The organism is Flavobacterium xizangense (assembly GCF_054075145.1).
Window position 1 is genome coordinate 177949 of the sequence record NZ_JBSIPG010000004.1, and the last position, 17837, is coordinate 195785.

15 protein-coding genes are annotated in these 17837 nt (G+C 34.7%); 10 read left to right on the forward strand and 5 right to left on the reverse strand.

All coding sequences use genetic code 11. The features are described 5' to 3' along the window. Positions 1 to 92: 92 nt before the first annotated feature. The 3 genes from ACWA1B_RS12420 to ACWA1B_RS12430 are packed head-to-tail and all read right to left on the reverse strand — an operon-like array spanning position 93 to position 6677. Positions 93 to 2027, reverse strand: a complete 1935-nt coding sequence (locus ACWA1B_RS12420; RefSeq protein WP_456907313.1) for an arylsulfatase — start codon at positions 2025 to 2027, stop codon at positions 93 to 95. Positions 2028 to 2056: 29 nt separating this feature from the next. Further along, entirely contained in the window at positions 2057 to 3529 is a 1473-nt protein-coding gene (locus ACWA1B_RS12425) for a RagB/SusD family nutrient uptake outer membrane protein (protein ID WP_456907315.1), read from the reverse strand. 16 nt (positions 3530 to 3545) lie between these two features. Further along, the gene (locus ACWA1B_RS12430) at positions 3546 to 6677 is read right to left on the reverse strand and encodes a SusC/RagA family TonB-linked outer membrane protein (protein ID WP_456907317.1); all 3132 of its coding nucleotides are present in this window, start codon (positions 6675 to 6677) and stop codon (positions 3546 to 3548) included. A gap of 910 nt (positions 6678 to 7587) precedes the next feature. Here ACWA1B_RS12430 and ACWA1B_RS12435 point away from each other — a divergent pair. The 9 genes from ACWA1B_RS12435 (at position 7588) to moaA (ending at position 15200) form a co-directional block, all read left to right on the forward strand. Further along, positions 7588 to 8760 carry a molybdopterin molybdotransferase MoeA gene (locus ACWA1B_RS12435; protein ID WP_456907319.1) on the forward strand — a complete coding sequence of 391 codons (1173 nt, stop codon included), beginning with the start codon at positions 7588 to 7590 and terminating at the stop codon, positions 8758 to 8760. Between the two features lie 140 nt (positions 8761 to 8900). Further along, positions 8901 to 9647, forward strand: coding sequence for a sulfite exporter TauE/SafE family protein (locus ACWA1B_RS12440; protein WP_456907321.1), 747 nt, complete (start codon positions 8901 to 8903; stop codon positions 9645 to 9647). A 278-nt stretch (positions 9648 to 9925) separates the two neighbouring features. Continuing rightward, positions 9926 to 10498 carry a molybdenum cofactor guanylyltransferase gene (locus ACWA1B_RS12445; protein WP_456907323.1) on the forward strand — a complete coding sequence of 191 codons (573 nt, stop codon included), beginning with the start codon at positions 9926 to 9928 and terminating at the stop codon, positions 10496 to 10498. 6 nt (positions 10499 to 10504) lie between these two features. Next, positions 10505 to 11293, forward strand: coding sequence for a uroporphyrinogen-III C-methyltransferase (gene cobA, locus ACWA1B_RS12450; RefSeq protein WP_456907325.1), 789 nt, complete (start codon positions 10505 to 10507; stop codon positions 11291 to 11293). Positions 11294 to 11295: 2 nt separating this feature from the next. Further along, positions 11296 to 11535 carry a MoaD/ThiS family protein gene (locus ACWA1B_RS12455; RefSeq protein ID WP_456907327.1) on the forward strand — a complete coding sequence of 80 codons (240 nt, stop codon included), beginning with the start codon at positions 11296 to 11298 and terminating at the stop codon, positions 11533 to 11535. A gap of 9 nt (positions 11536 to 11544) precedes the next feature. Then, a complete protein-coding gene (gene moeB / locus ACWA1B_RS12460; protein WP_456907329.1) occupies positions 11545 to 12612 on the forward strand; it encodes a molybdopterin-synthase adenylyltransferase MoeB in 1068 nt (355 codons plus the stop codon). A gap of 238 nt (positions 12613 to 12850) precedes the next feature. Beyond that, positions 12851 to 13282 (forward strand): molybdenum cofactor biosynthesis protein MoaE, encoded by a 432-nt coding sequence (locus tag ACWA1B_RS12465; RefSeq protein WP_111285387.1) that lies wholly within the window; start codon positions 12851 to 12853, stop codon positions 13280 to 13282. Between the two features lie 9 nt (positions 13283 to 13291). Further along, entirely contained in the window at positions 13292 to 14206 is a 915-nt protein-coding gene (gene moaCB / locus ACWA1B_RS12470) for a bifunctional molybdenum cofactor biosynthesis protein MoaC/MoaB (protein WP_456907332.1), read from the forward strand. Next, on the forward strand, positions 14193 to 15200 hold the full coding sequence (gene moaA, locus ACWA1B_RS12475; RefSeq protein WP_456907334.1) for a GTP 3',8-cyclase MoaA: 1008 nt from the start codon (positions 14193 to 14195) through the stop codon (positions 15198 to 15200). The genes moaCB and moaA overlap by 14 nt, the downstream gene beginning before the upstream one ends. Positions 15201 to 15362: 162 nt before the next feature. Here moaA and ACWA1B_RS12480 read toward each other — a convergent pair whose 3' ends face one another. Beyond that, positions 15363 to 15584 carry a hypothetical protein gene (locus tag ACWA1B_RS12480; RefSeq protein WP_456907336.1) on the reverse strand — a complete coding sequence of 74 codons (222 nt, stop codon included), beginning with the start codon at positions 15582 to 15584 and terminating at the stop codon, positions 15363 to 15365. A 4-nt stretch (positions 15585 to 15588) separates the two neighbouring features. On the opposite strand from ACWA1B_RS12480, the gene ACWA1B_RS12485 reads away from it, so the two are divergent. Continuing rightward, on the forward strand, positions 15589 to 16026 hold the full coding sequence (locus ACWA1B_RS12485) for a hypothetical protein (protein ID WP_456907337.1): 438 nt from the start codon (positions 15589 to 15591) through the stop codon (positions 16024 to 16026). Positions 16027 to 16383: 357 nt separating this feature from the next. Here the strand turns inward: ACWA1B_RS12485 and ACWA1B_RS12490 are convergent, their stop codons facing one another. Next, positions 16384 to 17814 carry a rubredoxin gene (locus ACWA1B_RS12490; RefSeq protein WP_456907339.1) on the reverse strand — a complete coding sequence of 477 codons (1431 nt, stop codon included), beginning with the start codon at positions 17812 to 17814 and terminating at the stop codon, positions 16384 to 16386. Between the last annotated feature and the right edge of the window lie 23 nt (positions 17815 to 17837).

The following is a 17837-nucleotide window of genomic DNA, read 5'->3' on the forward strand; positions in this document are numbered from 1 at the left end:
TTTCTTTTTTATTATTTATTGTGAATTTTTAACTTGTCAATTATGAAGAAAACCAGCAAGTTTTTTTAAACCTTGCTGGTTTAATAATTACATTAATTAGTACTTCCAGAAGCGGTCGTAGAAGTTCCTGGTTTTGTTGCCTGCTTAATCAAGTCTTGAAGCGTTTTTCCTTTATCAGCTCCGCTATTGTGTATTCTTCTGTTGTACACATCCTGCCAGTCGATTAATGGGTAAACATTATTTTCTTTTGCCTGCTCATCAAATAATTTTTTAAGTTCGGCTAATTTTTCAGGATATTTTGCTGCCAAATTATTGCGTTCGTTGAAATCTTCGTTTAGATTGTATAATTCCCAAACATCAGCATCAAAATTACTTTCGGCAGGTTTTTCGCTTTTGCCTAAAGATTTTTTCACAGCAAATGAATCTGGTAAATGTGCTGCTCCGGCTTTCCATCCATCTTTATAAATGGCTCTGTTTCCAAAAATGTAATAGTATTGCACTTTGTGTAAAGACTCCGCTTTAGCGTTATCCAAAGAAGCATAAAAGGACGAGCCCTGAATAATATCTTGTTTTATATTTTTGATATATTCCGGAGCTTTAACGCCCACAATATCCAAAGTTGTTGGAAGCAAATCGGTTACGTGGCTGTACTGATTTCTGATGCCGCCTTTGTCCTTAATTCCGTTTGGATAAAAAACAATCAGCGGATTATGAGTTCCTCCTTCAGATTGCGCATCTTGTTTCCAGTTTTTGAATGGAACATTTGTTGCTTGTGCCCATCCTAAAGGGTAGTTGGTATTAAGACCTTTTGAAGTTCCAATTTCGTCAATATTGGCTAGGTTTTTCTTTAGATTTTCATCATCAGAAGTTCCCTGAGAAAACAAACTTTGGTTGATTGTTCCTTCAGTAGTTCCTTCTTTACTTGCTCCGTTATCTCCAATAGCAACGAAAATTACAGTGTTGTCAAGCTGACCGCTTTCTTTTAAATAATTTACAACTCTTCCCACTTCATAATCCGTGTAAGTCAGGAATCCTGCATAAACTTCCATAAATCTAGCGTAAACTTTTTTCTGATCTGGAGATAATTTTTTCCAATCTGTGATTAAAGGATTGCGTTCTGGCAATACTGCATTTGCCGGAATGACGCCTAATTTTTTTTGGTTTGCAATTACTTCTTCGCGGTAAGCATCCCAGCCTTTATCAAATTTTCCTCTGTAAGGATCGCTCCATTTTGTAGCAACCTGATGAGGTGCATGTGCCGCACCCGGTGCATAATACAAGAAAAACGGTTTTCCTGGAGCTGCTTTTTGTTGTTTCTGAATATAGCTGATGGCTTTGTCTGTAATCAATTCATTTAAGTGACGTCCGTCTGGCGTAACATGAACTTGATCTTCAACTAAATCGGGATTGTATTGATCGGTTTGAGAACCTAAGAATCCGTAAAAATGATCGAAACCTTTTCCAGTTGGCCATCTGTCGAAAGGTCCTGCATCTGTAGCATCTTCATCAGGAGTTACGCCGTATTTTCCAACAGCAAAAGTGTTATAGCCGTTTTCCCGTAAAATTTCAGCGATAGTTCCTTTATCAGAAGGAATTCTTCCGTCCCAACCTGGGAAACCTGCAGATAAAATCGTGTGTGAGAACCCGCTAACATGTACTCTTCCAGAATTTCTTCCTGTTAGTAATGCAGCACGAGTTGGTGCACAAATTGCCGTTGTATGAAAGTTAGTATAACGTAAACCGTTATTAGCCAATTGATCAAAAGTTGGTGTACTAATTAAACCTCCAAAAGCACTTGAAGCTCCAAATCCTACGTCATCTAATAAAATCCAAATAACGTTTGGTGCGCCTTTAGGCGCTTTTACCGGTTCTGGCCAATATTCTTTAGAATCGGCTAAAGTTTTTCCAATTGTTCCTTTAAACTCTTGGTTTTCTTGTGCTATTCCTAATTGTGCAATCAGGAAAGCGGTAAGCAAAAGTCCTCTTTTAGGACTTTTGAAAGCAGTATTAAAATTTAATTTTTTCATTTTTTATAGTTTATTAGTTAAAGTTTTAATTAATATCCAGGATTCTGTGGAAGACCTACAGGATCAATGTTTCTTTCACTCTGCGGAATCGGATAAAGATTATTTCTTTCAGAAACAGAGTTTTTAGCCGTTACTTTTTTAACTTCAGTAACTAGAGTTCCCCAACGAACTAGGTCATACCATCTTTGTCCTTCCTGAACAAATTCTTTTTTACGCTCTTCCTGAATCGCAGCTCTAAAAGTTGTTTGTGTTAGTCCGCTTAAATCAACTGCTGGATCTGGTGTTGTAATTGGTTTGGCAAAAGCTCTTCTTCTTACTTGATTGATTAATTCATAAGCTTCTGCAGTTGGTCCGCCTTGTTCATTTATGGCTTCCGCCAAAGACAATAATATGTCGGCATAGCGAATTACCGGAAAGTTGATTGCCACGTTTGATGGCGTTGCCAAATTGGTCAAGTCCAAATATTTTTTGAAAATTGGCTTCGGAAAAGTATATACGTTTGCTGTTCCTGGAATGGGCAATGTTTTAGCATAACTTACATCTCTTCTTGTATCTCCAGGGGCATAAATGTCATAAAACAAGGCTACATCTGAAATGATATCTGCAGGTTCAGTTGCAGTAAATCCTGTAAATGAAGTCGCTTGAAAAGTACTTCCGCTTGAACCATTTCCAGCCTGATTTGGCTCAAACTGAACAGAGAAAATATGTTCTTTTCCGTTCTTTTTTGTTTTAGTGAAAATGTCCTGAAAATTTTCGAACAATGCATATCCATACCCACCATTAATAACTTCTTTAGCTTTCGAAATTGCATTTGGCCAATCTTTTCTTGTTAGATATACTTTTGCTAAAATTGCTTTTGCCGCACCAGATGTTGCACGACCAGCATCAGTTGCTGGGTAAGTTGACGGAAGACCTTCAGCATCTTTTAAATCTGAAATGATCTGTGCATAAACTTCTTCAACTGTTGCTCTTTTTGATTTTAAGCTTTCTAACTGAATAGAAGTTGGTTCGTGCAAAACAATTGGAACACCTCCCCAAAGACGAACTGCCTGAAAGTAAAGTAATCCACGGATAAATTTTGCTTCCAAAATCAATCTGTTTTTTACAGCTTCTGTTCCGGCAACTTTCGGAATATTATCAATTGAAACATTGGCTCTGTTGATTCCAGCATAAATTTGTCTCCACGCCACCTGAACACGGTCTGAAGTTGCATCGTGCGTTAAACTGCTCAATGCACGTACTTGTGGATTTGTCGCTGAAACCCCAGCTGCAGCATAATCAGAAGCCATATCGGTTAAGAAATAAAGGTTTCTTCCAAATAAACTTTGCTCTCCCGGATCAAGGCTTAAAGAAGCATATACCGCAGTTACGCTCGCTATAGCATCGTCCTGGGTTTTAAAATAATTATCTTCGGTTACAAAAGAGGTTGGCGTTACCTCTAACTCTGTGCACGATACAAATAAACCGGCACTTAATAGGAATGTTATAATAATCTTTTTCATTTTATATTTTTTTTACTTAGAAAGTTACGTTCAAGCCCGAGATGAATGTTTTAGAGTTTGGATAAGAACCAAAATCGATTCCCGGATATAAGTTGTTTTGTTCATATGAACTTACCTCTGGATCATAACCAGTGTATTTTGTCCATGTAATTAAGTTTTCTGCAGAAACATAGAATTTCACGCTTTTTAATCCTAGTTTATGAGAAGTGCTTTTTGGTAATGTATATCCAAGAGTAATCAATTTTAATCTCAAGAAAGAAGCATCTTCAACATAACGCTCTGACACTATTCCTAACGGTGAACTTGTAGCTCTCGGAATTTCATTGCTTGGATTTGTTGGTGTCCAACGATCATCTAACGTTACATTAGCATTTGTTCCAAGTGTCGAAATCTCTAATTGCTGATTCAAAGCATTAAATATTTTTCCGCCATAAGCACCTTGGAAAGAGAAATTCAAATCAAAATCATGATATGAAATGGTGTTGCCGAAACTTCCAACAAATTTTGGTTGAGAAGTACCTAAATTCCCTTTGTCAAGAGCTGTAATTACACCATCTCCGTTGGTGTCAACATATCTTCTGTCACCTACTTTTGTATTTGCCAAACTGTTGATTTTTGGTTGTGTATTTACTTCTTCCTGAGTTTGGAAAATACCGTTTGTTCTGTATCCCCAGAAAGTTCCTAAAGGCAATCCAACTTTTACGGTTACAGGTTGTTGCTGTAATAACGATCCGTTTGGAACAACAGGAAAGAATTGATTTACACCGTTTCCTATCGCAGTTACTTTATTTTTGTTAGTAGAAAAAACGATGTTAGAATTCCATGAGAAATTTTCTGTTTTAATGTTTTCAGTAGTCAAACCAATTTCAAGACCTTTGTTTTCAACACCTCCAATATTTTGAAGTACAGTTGCATATCCTGATGTCAATGGCACCGGAACGTTGATTAACAAATCTTTTGTTTTTTTGTAATAAACATCAAAAACAAAATTGATTTTTCTGTCCAATAATGATAAATCTAAACCAATGTTATATTGATTTGTTTTTTCCCATCTCAAATCTGGATTTGCTAATCGGGTAGGAGCAAGTCCTGTTGCTAATGTACCTCCAAAAGCATAATTTACAGAACCCATTGAAGCAAGTGAAAGGTAGTTTCCAATTTCCTGATTTCCTGTTGTTCCTGCTGTAAGTCTAAGTTTGGCTTCGGTTAGACCTTTAATGTTGTTGGCAAATTCCTCGTCTGTAATATTCCAGGAAAATCCAGCTGACGGAAAATAGCCCCAAAGTGATTCTGATCCAAATCTTGAAGATCCATCAGCACGGCCTGAAAGCGTAAAGTTGTATTTTCCTTTATAAGAATAATTTACTCTCGCCAACCATGATTTTAAAACACTTTCGAAAGCTTCGCTGTAAGGTTTTACCGGAACACCATCTTGCAACGCATTATAAGTATTAGCATCGTTTACAAATGTCTGAGCTCCTGCATTTACAACTTCGCCTTTAGTATATTGAAGTGTATAACCTCCTAAGGCTGAGAATTTATGGTCGTCACCAAAATTAGTATTGTAATTTATTGTGTTTTCATTTAAAACTGAACTTACGCGACGGGTACCAACAGAAGCCAAACCTTTAACTCCGGCTCCGGTTGTAGTAGTTGCTGGTGCATAATAATTTTGTTTGGTATCAATTACATCACCGCTAACTGCTACTTTCGCAGTAAGCTGTTTTGTTACTTTGTATTCACCAAATAGGCTCGTTAAAATTCTGTTGATTTTGGTTTCATTGGTTGTATTTTCCAAATCATTAATAGGGTTTGGAATAATGCCATTCGTTGCTGTTGCATATGGATTGTTGGTTAAATTATAACTTCCGTCGGCATTTTTGATAGGAACAACAGGTGGCTGATAAAGTGCAACTACTAATGGATTTGGTTGTCTTCCGGCAGAAGAACCTCCATTTGTTCCCACTCCGTTTGAATCCGAATTTGTATAATTTGCATTTACGCCAAATTTGAAATTCTGAGAATAATTTCTTTCGTAATTAGCACGAAGTGAAATACGTTTAAAATCTGTCGCAATTACAATTCCGTCCTGATCAAAATAACCTGCAGAAACCGTATATCTCGAACGATCATCTCCACCTGAAAAAGTTAATTGATGATTTTGTATTGGAGCCGCAGTTCTAAAAACAGCATCTTGCCAATCATAACTTCCTGAAGTTTTAAAAGCTTCAATTTGAGCAGGAGTAAAAGAGGGTGCCTGACCAATACTTGCCTGAACGTCGTTGCGTAAACTAGCCCATTGGCTGGCATCCATTACATGCAGTTTTTTTGAAACATTTTGGAATCCAAAATAACCTTGGTACGAAATATTATCTTGTCCTTTTGTCCCTTTTTTGGTTGTAATGATAACAACTCCATTTGCTCCTCTAGATCCATAAATGGCAGTTGCTGAAGCATCTTTCAAAACTTCAATAGATTCGATATCAGCTGGATTAATTGTCGAAAGCACGTTCACTGAGGCTCCTGCATATGCTACACCAGCTGTACCATTATTGTTATCATTATAAATTAAAACGCCATCTAATACATAAAGTGGTTCGTTACCTGCTGTAATAGAGTTTCCTCCACGAATACGCACACTCGAAGAAGCGCCTGGACGTCCTGAACTTTGTGTAACTACAACACCAGGGACTGCACCACGAAGCAAGTTATCTGCAGATGAAGTTACTTGAGATAAATTTGCTTTTGGAACCGAAGCAACTGAACCTGTAATGTCTTTTCTTTTTTGAGATCCATATCCAACAACTACCAGTTCGTCTAATTCCTGACGCTCTTCTTTTAAATGAATAGTTACAGGATTTTTATCCACTACGATTTCGAGTTTTTTGTAACCTATATAACTTACGATTAATGTATAAGGTAATTTTTGACCCGTTTGAAAATAAAACTTTCCTTCGGCATCTGTTACAACACCGTGTGTCGTTCCTTTAATAGTTACCGATGCTCCAATAATTGGCTGATTTGTAATGTCATCCACAACAGTACCGTCAAGTTTTGACTGGATAAGCGGGGTCGTATTTTGGGCATTAAGTCCTGCCGTCAGAAGCAAGAGAAATAATATTGAGTATATCTTTAAATATTTTTTCATTTCTTTGTAATGGTTTAAGTAATTAACAAGGCGCCCTGAGCGTTGAATTTTCAACCCTCTAATTGTTTCCTTGATTTAGTGATAAATGTTCTTTAAGCCTCGCCATTTCTGTTGCCGCAGAAATGGCTTTTTTTATTTACAGCAACACGTTTGCATATTTTTCATTTTAGTTTTTTTAGTTGTTAATTAATTTCTTTTTAAAATAGGGGTATATTCAAAAAATCATCACAATGCAAAATATGCATCTGTCAGATATTTGTATTTTCAATAAAGGTTATTTGTGAGTGAATTTGAATTTCGTTTTTGACTTACAGAAAAGTATCAAATGACGAATGTATTGCATTGTGAATTAGCAACAGAAGCACATATAACAACAATTGTTATATGTATATTTTTTTTGAAGATTTAAATACGATATGCTTTCGGTTGTTTTCAAAATATAGTTTTTTTGGTTTTCAATAAAAATCTAAACTCTACTAATCCTATAGACAAAGTTAATTTTAATATAATAAAAACCAAAAAAATATTAAGTTTTTTTTAAAATGAGTAGATTGTGAGATGTTTTTGATTTGCCTTTTATATTTTAATGTATTGTTAATCAGTATTTTGATGTGTTATTTTTGTTTAAGTGAAATGTTAAACATTTTTTTAATACATCTTTAAATTGTAGTATTTTATACTTATTTTTTTGTTTTTTAAACGTGTGATTTTTAGCATCATAAAACAAAAAACAGTTTTTCTGATCTTCTTTTAGAGTATTTTAATAAAAACTACTTCAATTTTTAAAGTTGATTTTGAATAAATTAGAGTAATTTTATAGACATTAAAATAAATTTTAATTTTTTATTCATCGTACGAATAAATACTTATATTTGTATTAAGTATTTGTACTTAGTTTTTAGATCCAAAAATGATAAAAGTCAGTAAAGCCATTGAAATTATTGAAGCAAATAGTACTAAAATGCCAACCAAACATATTTCGGTAAGTAAAGCTTTAGGATATGTTTTAGCAGAAAAAGTGATTTCGCCAATTAATATGCCTCCATTTCGCCAATCAGCGATGGATGGATATGCTTTTACACACAGTATTCGACATCAATATGACGTTGTTGGGGTTTCGCAAGCTGGAGATCATTCGAACATAAAATTAAAAGCAACCGAAGCGATTAGAATATTTACTGGCGCTTTTGTTCCAGATAGTGCAGATACAGTTGTAATGCAGGAACATGTAATGGCAAACAGCGATTCAATTTTGATTGCTGAAATGCCTCAAAAATTTTCGAATGTGCGTCCAAAAGGAGAGCAGATTGCTAAAGATGAGGTTGTTTTTGAAGCCAATACTTTGATTACACCTGCTGCAATTGGTTTTTTAGCATGCTTGGGAATCACAGAAGTTGAGGTTTATAAGAAACCGAAAGTCGCCATTTTAGTGACAGGAAATGAATTAGTGCAGCCAGGAAAGAAATTAAAAAAAGGGAAGATTTACGAAAGCAATTCGATTATGCTTGAAGCGGGACTTCAAACAATCGGAATTGAAAAAACGAAAGTTTACAGAGTAAAAGACAATCTGAAAGCAACAAAAAAAGCGCTAAAAAGCATTTTAAACAAATACGATATTGTTCTTATATCAGGAGGGATTTCAGTTGGGGATTATGATTTTGTTAAAGAAGCATTATTACAAAACGACGTAAAAGAACTTTTCTATAAAATCAATCAGAAACCGGGAAAGCCAATGTTCTTTGGATCTAAAAATGAAACTTTAGTTTTTGCCCTTCCGGGAAATCCGGCTTCGTCACTGACTAATTTTTACATTTACGTCGCACCGGCAGTAAAAAACAGAATAGGATTTTTGGAAATTCATAAACAGAAAGTAGTTCGAAAATTAAATTCGGAAATTAAGAACAATACTGGAAAAACATTGTTTTTAAAGGCAAAACACGATGAAACAAGCGTAACGGTTTTAGATGGCCAAAGCTCGGCAATGCTTAATACATTTGCAGTAGCGAACAGTTTACTGATCGTTCCGGAAGATATTGAACATTATAAAAAAGGTCAGCTAGTAACATTATTGCCAATTGACTAATTTTAGATTTTAAGAAAATAGAATAAAGAACCAATAAAAAGATTTTAGTTATTAAAGATGAAAAGCAGTGTATAAATGAAAACATATAGCTAGGCCAACTTGAAACTTTAAACCTGAAACCTGAAACAAACAAATACCAAATGAGCATTTTAAGTTCCGAAAATATCTTATTATTCAGTTTTGCCTTAATTATAATTGCATTTTTATACTCAAGTGTTGGGCATGGTGGAGCATCGGGATATTTGGCATTGATGAGCATTTTTGCTTTTCCGATTTCGGTGATGAAACCCTCGGCATTGCTGTTGAATTTATTTGTTTCGAGCATTTCGTTCTTATTTTATTATCGAAATAATTATTTCAAGCCAAAGCTCTTTTATCCGTTTGCGATTGCCTCAATTCCGGCGGCATTTATTGGTGGATTTATAACTTTAGACAATGCGATTTATAAAATTGTTTTAGGAATCGTATTAGTTTTCGCAGCATTAAGATTGTTCGGAATCTTTAATTTTAAAGAGAAAGAAGAAGTAAAAATCAATCTTCCGTTTGCATTACTAATTGGTTTTGCAATTGGTTTATTATCGGGAATGCTTGGAATTGGCGGAGGAATAATTTTGAGTCCAATTTTATTGTTTTTAGGATGGGCTTCGGTAAAAGAATCGGCTGCGGTTTCGAGTTTATTCATTTTTGTGAATTCATTTGCGGGAATGCTTGGGTTCTTTTTAGCAGGAAAAGCTATTCCGATGGAAAGTTTTTATTTGGTACCAATTGCAGTTGTGGGAGGAATGTTGGGTGGATTTTACGGAAGCGGAAAATTCTCGAATAGAACTTTAAAAATGGTTTTAGGAACTGTGATTTTGATGGCAAGTATTAAATTGATTTTTCCTTAAAATTACGATGATATATATTGCGTCCCTGAGGTTGAAAACTCAGGCAATGTTTGAAAATCGAACCAAAGGGAATGTTGTATAGACATAGCCAGTGGTGTCAACCACTGGAGACAAAGATTGGCAAAATATGAAACAATAATTGTCACTCTGAGCGAAGCCGAAGGGTGCTCCAATTGGAACGTGGGCTACTCCCGAAGCCTCGGCACGCTCAGTCTGACAAAGTGAATAATACTAGAAACCTGAAACAGAGAAAAACCTGAAACCTGAAACAAAAAACTATGGAAACACTAACAGTATTTATTCTTTGCGGAGGAAAAAGCTCCAGAATGCAGTCTGAAAAAGGATTAGTACTGTTTCAGGGAAAACCATTTATTGAACATATTGTTAAGGCGATTTTGCCTATTACAAATAATATAAAACTAATTACAGCATCAAAAGAATACGATTATTTGCAATATGAGAAAATACCAGATTTAATTGTAGATAAGGGCCCGTTGGGCGGAATTTATACGGCATTGTCACATTCTGAAACCGAATTTAATTTAATTTTAAGCTGCGATATTCCATTGATTTCAACCGAATTGTTACAGGAATTAATTTCAAAACATAATACTGAAGCCGAAATTACGGTTTTTGCTTCAGAAAGCAGATTACATCCGTTGATCGGAATTTATTCAAAAAAAATATTGCCTGTTATCAAAGGCGCAATTGATAACGACGATTTGAAAATGATGAATTTGTTTGCTAATATTCCGCATCAAGTCATCAATATTGAAGAAAGTGAAAACTTTCCTTTGACTAATATTAATTCGGCTGACGAATTAAATGATCTAAATATCAATTTAAGCTAAAAGATTATGCAAAATTTTAAAACCCCAAAATTGACGATTGTAGGCGCAGGTCCGGGTGACGTTGAATTGATTACATTAAAAGCAATTAAAGCTTTAGAAAGCGCCGATGTAGTTTTGTATGATGCTTTAGTAAATGAAGAATTACTAGAATATGCATCAAATGCAGAAATTGTTTTTGTTGGAAAACGTTTAGGCTGTCATGCTTATACGCAAGATCAGATCAACGATTTGATAGTCTCAATGGCGAATGTTCATGGACATGTGGTTCGTTTAAAAGGCGGTGATTCTTTCGTTTTTGGGAGAGGAAGCGAAGAAATTGATTATGCCGTAAAATTTGGTTTAGAAACAGCTGTTGTTCCGGGAATTTCTTCTGCTTTGGGCGTTCCTGCTTCGGCGGGAATTAGTCTGACACAGCGTAAAATCGCGGAAAGTTTTTGGGTAATTACAGGAACAACATCTAATCACGAATTGTCTAAAGATGTTCATTTGGCTTCAAAATCAGCTGCGACTGTAGTGATTTTAATGGGAATGCATAAATTAGACGAAATCATTTCAATTTATGAGGAAAACAGAAATGACGATCTTCCAATTGCAATTATTCAAAACGGAACTAAAAATTCTGAGCAAAAAGTAATCGGAACTATAAGTACAATTACTAAATTGGTATCCGAAAAAAATATTTCATCGCCAGCCATTATTGTAATTGGCGAAGTAGTGAAAAATACATCAAAACTGACTGAATATTTTCAGGAATATTTTGATGATGAATTCATTTTTCAAAATTTAAATTTATAAAAATGATCGAGGTTAAATATTTTGGAGCTGTTGCTGAAAAAACAAAATGCGAATTCGAAAAATTATCTTTTTCGGAAGAATTGTCATTGCAAAAATTATTGCAGGATTTAAACGGAAAATATGATTTCGAATCACTGACTTTCAGCGTTGCAGTAAATCAAAAAATAGTTTCAAAAGCTTCGGATTACACTTTGCAAATAAGTGACATTGTAGCTTTGTTGCCTCCGTTTGCAGGAGGATAATTAAAAATCATGAAAGAATCAGCAAGATATAACCGACAGACAATTCTTCCCGAAATAGGACAGGAAGGCCAGTATAAATTATCAAAATCGAAAGTTTTGGTGATTGGTGCGGGTGGCTTGGGTGCCGCAATCTTGCCTTATTTGGCTGGTGTGGGAATTGGCGAAATCGGAATTGTAGATCATGATGTTATAGAGATTTCAAATCTTCAAAGACAGGTGATTTATAAAACTGATGCTATCGGAAAATCGAAAGCTACGGAAGCAAAATTGATGATTTCAGAATTAAATCCGGAAATAAAAGTCAATGCTTTTTCTGAAAAATTATCGGGAAAAAATGCCCTTTCGTTATTTGAAAAATATGATATTATTATTGATGCAACAGATAATATTGCAATTAAATATGTAATAAACGATGCTTGTTTGGTAACCAATAAACCAATGGTTTACGGATCTATTTTTAGATTTCAAGGACAAGTTTCGGTGTTCAATTATCAAAATGGTCCAACTTACAGATGTTTATATCCAGATGAAAATTCGAATGCTTTAAATTGTGAAGATGCCGGAGTAATTGGAATTTCAGTTGGAATTATTGGAATGCTTCAGACCAATGAAGTCATAAAAATGATTCTCGGAATGGGAGAAGTTTTAAGCGGAAAAATATTGGTTTACAATATTTTGAACAACGAACAGCAAAAATATGATTTCGATAAAAGTGATGCTCAAAACATAAGTAGGGAATCATTCGAAGAAAAATATAATAAATCAGAAGTGGAAGAAATAAGTTTTGAATCGATTTTAGAAGAAATAGACGATGATGACGTTTTATTTTTGGATGTTAGAAATGAAGATGAATTGCCAAAAATCAGTTTAAAAAATCAAGTTCAGATTCCGTTAATTCATTTAGAAAAGGAAATTGAAAAACTGGATAAAAATCAGAAAATATATGTTTTTTGTCAATCTGGAATCAGAAGTAAAATCGCTGTTGAATTGCTTCAAAATCATCAATTTAAAAATATAAAAAGTATTGCTGGGGGTGTTTTAGGAATGAAACAATTATTAGAAGAAATAAAAATATAGATAGAGATTTTAAGGTATAGTTTGTCATTTCGACGGAGGAGAAATCTTCGTAAGTAACTCCGTCCAGTAATTCGCCAATCTTTGCCGAGCTACTCGCGAAGATTTCTCCTCCGTCGAAATGACAATATTGAGGTTAATTTTCTTTACTACAGATTATAATTAGTGAAAATTCGTGTAATTCGTGGCAAAAGAAAAAATCCTTTTAATCTGTATAGTCTGTAGCAAAAAAACATAAAAAATGAGTAAAAATGTATTTGTAGAAGGACCAATTTCTCCCGAATTTATTGCTGAGTCGATTGCTAAACATCAATCGAAACATACAATTGGGGCGCACAATATTTTTTTAGGTCAAGTTCGTGCCGATGTCATTCATGATAATACAGTCGTAGCAATTGATTATTCTGCTTACACTGATATGGCAAATGAAGCATTATACGCCATTCGCGAAAAAGCTTTTGCCAAGTTTGATTTAACCTGTATGCACATTTACCACAGTTTAGGTGTAGTAAAAGCAGGCGAAATTTGTTTGTTTGTTTTTGTTTCGGCTACGCGACGCAAACAAGTTTATGAAGCCACAGAAGCCATTGTAAACTGGATTAAAACCGATGTGCCGATTTTTGGCAAAGAAATGTTTGAAAACGATACTTTCACCTGGAAACAAAATACCTAAGAAATTAAAATGGTAGACATTACGCATAAAATAAGCACTTTAAGAGTCGCAACCGCAACCGCAATTGTAAAAGTTAGTAAACAAGAAACAATTGATGCTGTTGTCAATAATTTAGTGCCAAAAGGGAACGTATTTGAAATGGCAAAAACGGCGGGATTATTTGCGGTAAAAAACACGCATTTATCTATTCCGGATTGTCATCCGCTTCCAATTGAATTTACTTCGGTTGAATATATAATTGAAGGATTGGAGATTCAGATAATTTTCAATGTAAAAACTGTTTACAAAACCGGAGTTGAGGTTGAAGCGATGCACGGCGCATCTATCGTGGCATTGACCATGTACGATATGCTGAAACCGATTGATAAAGAAATCGAAATTTCAACCATCAAATTAATCAATAAAGAAGGCGGAAAATCGTCTTTCAAAAATAAATTTCCGAATGCGATAAAAGCGGCCGTTTTTGTTTGTTCCGATTCAATTTTTGCCGGTGATAAAGAAGATCGTTCCGGTAAAACAATTGTTGAAAAATTGGATTCATACGGAGTTGAAACTTCTCATTACGAAATCATTCCAGACGAATTGGATATTATTCAGGAAAAAACAAAAGCTTTCGCTAAAGATAATCAGCTGATAATTTTTACAGGAGGAACAGGATTATCGCCAAGAGATGTTACACCAGAAGCTTTAGAACCATTATTAGAAAGCAGAATTCCAGGAATTGAAGAAGCCATTCGCAGTTATGGGCAACAGAGAATGCCTTATGCGATGCTTTCTAGAAGTGTTGCAGGAACTTTAGGAAAAAGTCTGGTTTTGGCTTTACCGGGTTCAACAAACGGAGTAAGAGAATCTATGGATGCTGTTTTTCCGCATGTAATGCACGTTTTTCATATTTTAAAAGGAAAAAATCATGACAGCGTCTAACACTATTTTGACGGATGGTTTTGGGCGCAAGCACAATTATCTGCGCATTTCGTTGCTGGAAAAATGCAATCTACGTTGTACGTATTGTATGCCGGCGGATGGAATTGCATTATCTCCAAAAGCCAGTTTAATGACGGCTGAGGAGATTTTTGCCATTGCCCAGACTTTCGTAAAAAATGGTGTTGACAAAATAAGATTAACAGGCGGAGAACCTTTACTTAGAAAAGATTTTCCTGAAATTGTTTCTAAATTATCAAATCTTAATATTTTACTTTCGATAACAACTAACGGAATTTTAATTGATCGTCATATCGACGTTTTAAAGCAATTTAATGTCAAAAAAATCAATTTGAGTTTAGATACTTTGGTTTCGTCTAAATTTTATTCTGTAACGCTTAGAAATCAGTTTGAGAAAGTAGTTGATAATCTTCATTTGCTTTTGAATAATGATTTTCAGGTAAAAGTAAATGTAGTTTTGATGAAAGGTTTTAATGATAATGAAATTGTAGATTTTGTAAAATTGACGCAGTTCTTGCCAATTTCGGTTCGGTTTATTGAATTTATGCCGTTTGCCGGAAATGAGTGGGACAGAAGTAAAATGGTTTCGCAGAAGGAAATTTTATCTTTAGTTGAAACACAATTTTCATTAGATCAAATTGAAAAGCTAGAAGACGAAAAAAACTTTACATCGAGAAACTATAAAATTAAAGGTTTTCACGGTGATTTCGGAATTATAAGTTCGATTACGAATCCGTTTTGTGATAGCTGCAACCGGATTCGCTTAACGGCCGATGGAAAAATAAAAAACTGTCTTTTCTCAAATTCTGAAACTGATTTATTGACTGCTTTTAGAAATGGGGAATCAATCACTGAATTGATTTCAGCATCTATTCAAAATAAAAAGAAAGTTCGCGCCGGAATGGTTACAATTGATGAAATGGATGACCCTGCCAAACATTTTGATAATCGTAGTATGATTGCGATTGGGGGGTGAAAATTAATTATTAATTGTGAATTGCGAATTGTTAATTGTCACGTTGAGCGAAGCCGAAGTCTTAACTAATAGTTTGTCATTCCGAGGAATGAGGAATGACAAAACAGCTGGGATAAATGACAAAAAGGTTCAACTTTTTAAAGTCAAACCTTCTTCAAATTATTATTTTTTCTTTTTAGCTTTTGCCTTTTTTTGAGCTTTAGCTTTCTTTTTAGCGATTTTTTTAGCTTTCGCTTTGTCTTTTGCTTTTTTAGCTTTTTCTTTTTTCTTAGCGGCTGCTTTTAGTTTTGCTTTCTTCGCTTTTTCTTTCTTTTTATCTTTTTTTGCTTTTTCTTTTAGCTTTGCTGCTTTCTTTTTCGCTTTTTCCTTTTCTTTATCTTTCACTTTTTTGGCTTTTTTAGCAGCTTTGTCTTTTTCAGTTTTAACTGCAGGGTTAGTATTTTCTTCTTTTGATTCAGTAACTGCTGCTTTTTCCTCTGATTTTGCAGCTGGAGTTAATACTTTTTTTGCTGGAGTTCTTCTTACCGCAGGTTTTGGAGAAGTTGCTGCAGCGGTTTTTATAACGGCTTTTGCAGGTGTTTTTGCAGTCGAAGTTGTTGCAGTTTTTGTTACAGTTGCTGCCGGAGCTTTAGCTATAGTTGGTTTTGCAGCTGTTGTTTTTGGAGCTGCAGGTTTTGCAGGAGCGATTCTGGCTGGTGCAGTCTTGCGTACTGGTGCTTTTGCTGCTGGCGTGCTTGCAGTATTTTCTGTAGCTGGTTTTGTGGTTTCTACTGCAGGAGAATCGATTTTCTCAGGAGTCGTTTCTTCGGTTTTGTTTTCCATATAAATGTACTTTTAGATGAGTATGTTAATAACAATGTAACTAAATTGTTAAGTTTCAGTTAAGTAAAGATAATTATAAAACAAGCTTCTCAATGTTAAGCTTTTCTATAATTTTTGTATTTAAATAATTGAATATTAAATAATTAGTTTTTTGTTCGAAATTTTAAAGTGAAATCTCTTAACAATTCTACATGAAAAAACAGAAGAAAATGCCTTATAAATAAAGTCTTTTTGGCAATTACTTCTTATGGAAACGAGTGCCCTAGCCCCGATGGAAGCGACATCCTTTTATGCCGGGGTTCGGCATAAAAGATATAGCGGACAGCGGGATTAGCTCCTAATAAATATTCTGAAATTTTAATTAGTTTTTAACTAGTTCCAAAATTTTGAAATTGCTTTTTGGCGCTTCGCAAAGTGAACAGCAATAGGTTTCGGATAGATTTTCAAATAAAATGCCTTTTGGAATTCCTTGCGTTTCATCTCCGTATTCTGGATTATAGAGGGTTAAACATTCCTGACATTGGTAAATGTCTAATTGTGGTTTTTCTTTTTTCTGATGATTCTCAGGCGTTTCTGATGTTGAATTTCCAAGTTCGTCGAAATATTTTCGGCTTAGTTCAATTAAAATTGTTGGCAATTCGAGTTTGTCAATATCTTGTGAATGCACAATGTATTCGCGTGTATTTGGATCGAAATTGCGGGCGAACAAAACATTGTAAGTATCTCTGATTTTAATGGATTCTAAAGCTTGCGGAAGTTCATTTTTTTCGATCACAATCGAAGTGAAATAATGCCCGTCGCGGTTGTATTCAGAAATTCCGAAATTTAATCCGTATGTACTTATGTCAAATTGATCTAAAGTTCGAACTAAGAATGTTTTCAGGTTTAAAGCCCATTCCATAGCCACAGGTAAATGCCAATTCAGTTCTAATAAAGAGTGACGAACATTTATACCGCGTTTTCCTAAGAATTTTTCCCATTCCAGTTTTCTGTCTTTTGGAATTCCTTTGACAATAAATGATTTCCAAGGCGTGATGCAAATTTTTCCGATTTTGCATTCAAAACACAAATCGCACATTTCTTTCAGAAAATCTAAATCGTATAAATTATTTCGCCAATACAATCCCAACCAATATTGATCGATTCCCATTCGGTTCATTCCTTCGTAATACGGAAATGGGTAAAACGGAATATTTAATGGTTTATCGATTGTTCTGTTATTGGTGTCCAAAGCTTCACTTACTAATGTGAAAAGCATTTCAATATCAATAGAATCTTCTTCGGAGATTTTTTCGATTTCGTAATAAATTTTCGCTAAATCCCAGCTGTAAATCAGAACGGGATACACTTCCATTTTTTCCCATTTTGGAAGACGAATGTATAAGTACCAATAATCTTCATGTTCTGAAGCGATAAAGTTTAAATGCCCGGTAAACAAAGGAACCAATTGCTGTTTTGGATCGGTTAAGTTGACTTTGAGTTTTGGCTGTTCTTTAAATTCTTCCAAAACATATAAAAAACGGTTTCCGGTAAGCCAGTTTGTATTTCTGAAAATATCAGTTGAAACGTAGGAAGAAACGATATTGTTGCCACTTTTTTGATCAGGATAAACAAAATGATGTTTTCCTAAAGTGGTTTTGTCCAAAAATTTAAAACCCTGTGGAAAAATAATATCTTGTCTGGAACCAAACGAAATGGAATCCAGACCTTCTTCCAAAGCAATATTAACTACTTCTCGCAATTCTCCTGGCGAAATAACGCCTCCTTTTACTATTAATCTTGTTAGTTCCATTTTTTTTCAGTTTTCAGTCTCGG

Excerpts from the sequence above, each read along its gene's own strand:
- ACWA1B_RS12435 (WP_456907319.1), top strand. The coding sequence starts at position 7,588 with ATGATAAAAGTCAGTAAAGCCATTGAAATTATTGAAGCAAATAGTACT.
- moaA (WP_456907334.1), top strand. The coding sequence starts at position 14,193 with ATGACAGCGTCTAACACTATTTTGACGGATGGTTTTGGGCGCAAGCAC.
- ACWA1B_RS12420 (WP_456907313.1), bottom strand. The coding sequence starts at position 2,027 with ATGAAAAAATTAAATTTTAATACTGCTTTCAAAAGTCCTAAAAGAGGA.
- moaCB (WP_456907332.1), top strand. The coding sequence starts at position 13,292 with ATGGTAGACATTACGCATAAAATAAGCACTTTAAGAGTCGCAACCGCA.
- moeB (WP_456907329.1), top strand. The coding sequence starts at position 11,545 with ATGAAAGAATCAGCAAGATATAACCGACAGACAATTCTTCCCGAAATA.
- ACWA1B_RS12425 (WP_456907315.1), bottom strand. The coding sequence starts at position 3,529 with ATGAAAAAGATTATTATAACATTCCTATTAAGTGCCGGTTTATTTGTA.
- ACWA1B_RS12430 (WP_456907317.1), bottom strand. The coding sequence starts at position 6,677 with ATGAAAAAATATTTAAAGATATACTCAATATTATTTCTCTTGCTTCTG.
- cobA (WP_456907325.1), top strand. The coding sequence starts at position 10,505 with ATGCAAAATTTTAAAACCCCAAAATTGACGATTGTAGGCGCAGGTCCG.
- ACWA1B_RS12440 (WP_456907321.1), top strand. The coding sequence starts at position 8,901 with ATGAGCATTTTAAGTTCCGAAAATATCTTATTATTCAGTTTTGCCTTA.
- ACWA1B_RS12465 (WP_111285387.1), top strand. The coding sequence starts at position 12,851 with ATGAGTAAAAATGTATTTGTAGAAGGACCAATTTCTCCCGAATTTATT.
- ACWA1B_RS12490 (WP_456907339.1), bottom strand. The coding sequence starts at position 17,814 with ATGGAACTAACAAGATTAATAGTAAAAGGAGGCGTTATTTCGCCAGGA.
- ACWA1B_RS12445 (WP_456907323.1), top strand. The coding sequence starts at position 9,926 with ATGGAAACACTAACAGTATTTATTCTTTGCGGAGGAAAAAGCTCCAGA.
- ACWA1B_RS12455 (WP_456907327.1), top strand. The coding sequence starts at position 11,296 with ATGATCGAGGTTAAATATTTTGGAGCTGTTGCTGAAAAAACAAAATGC.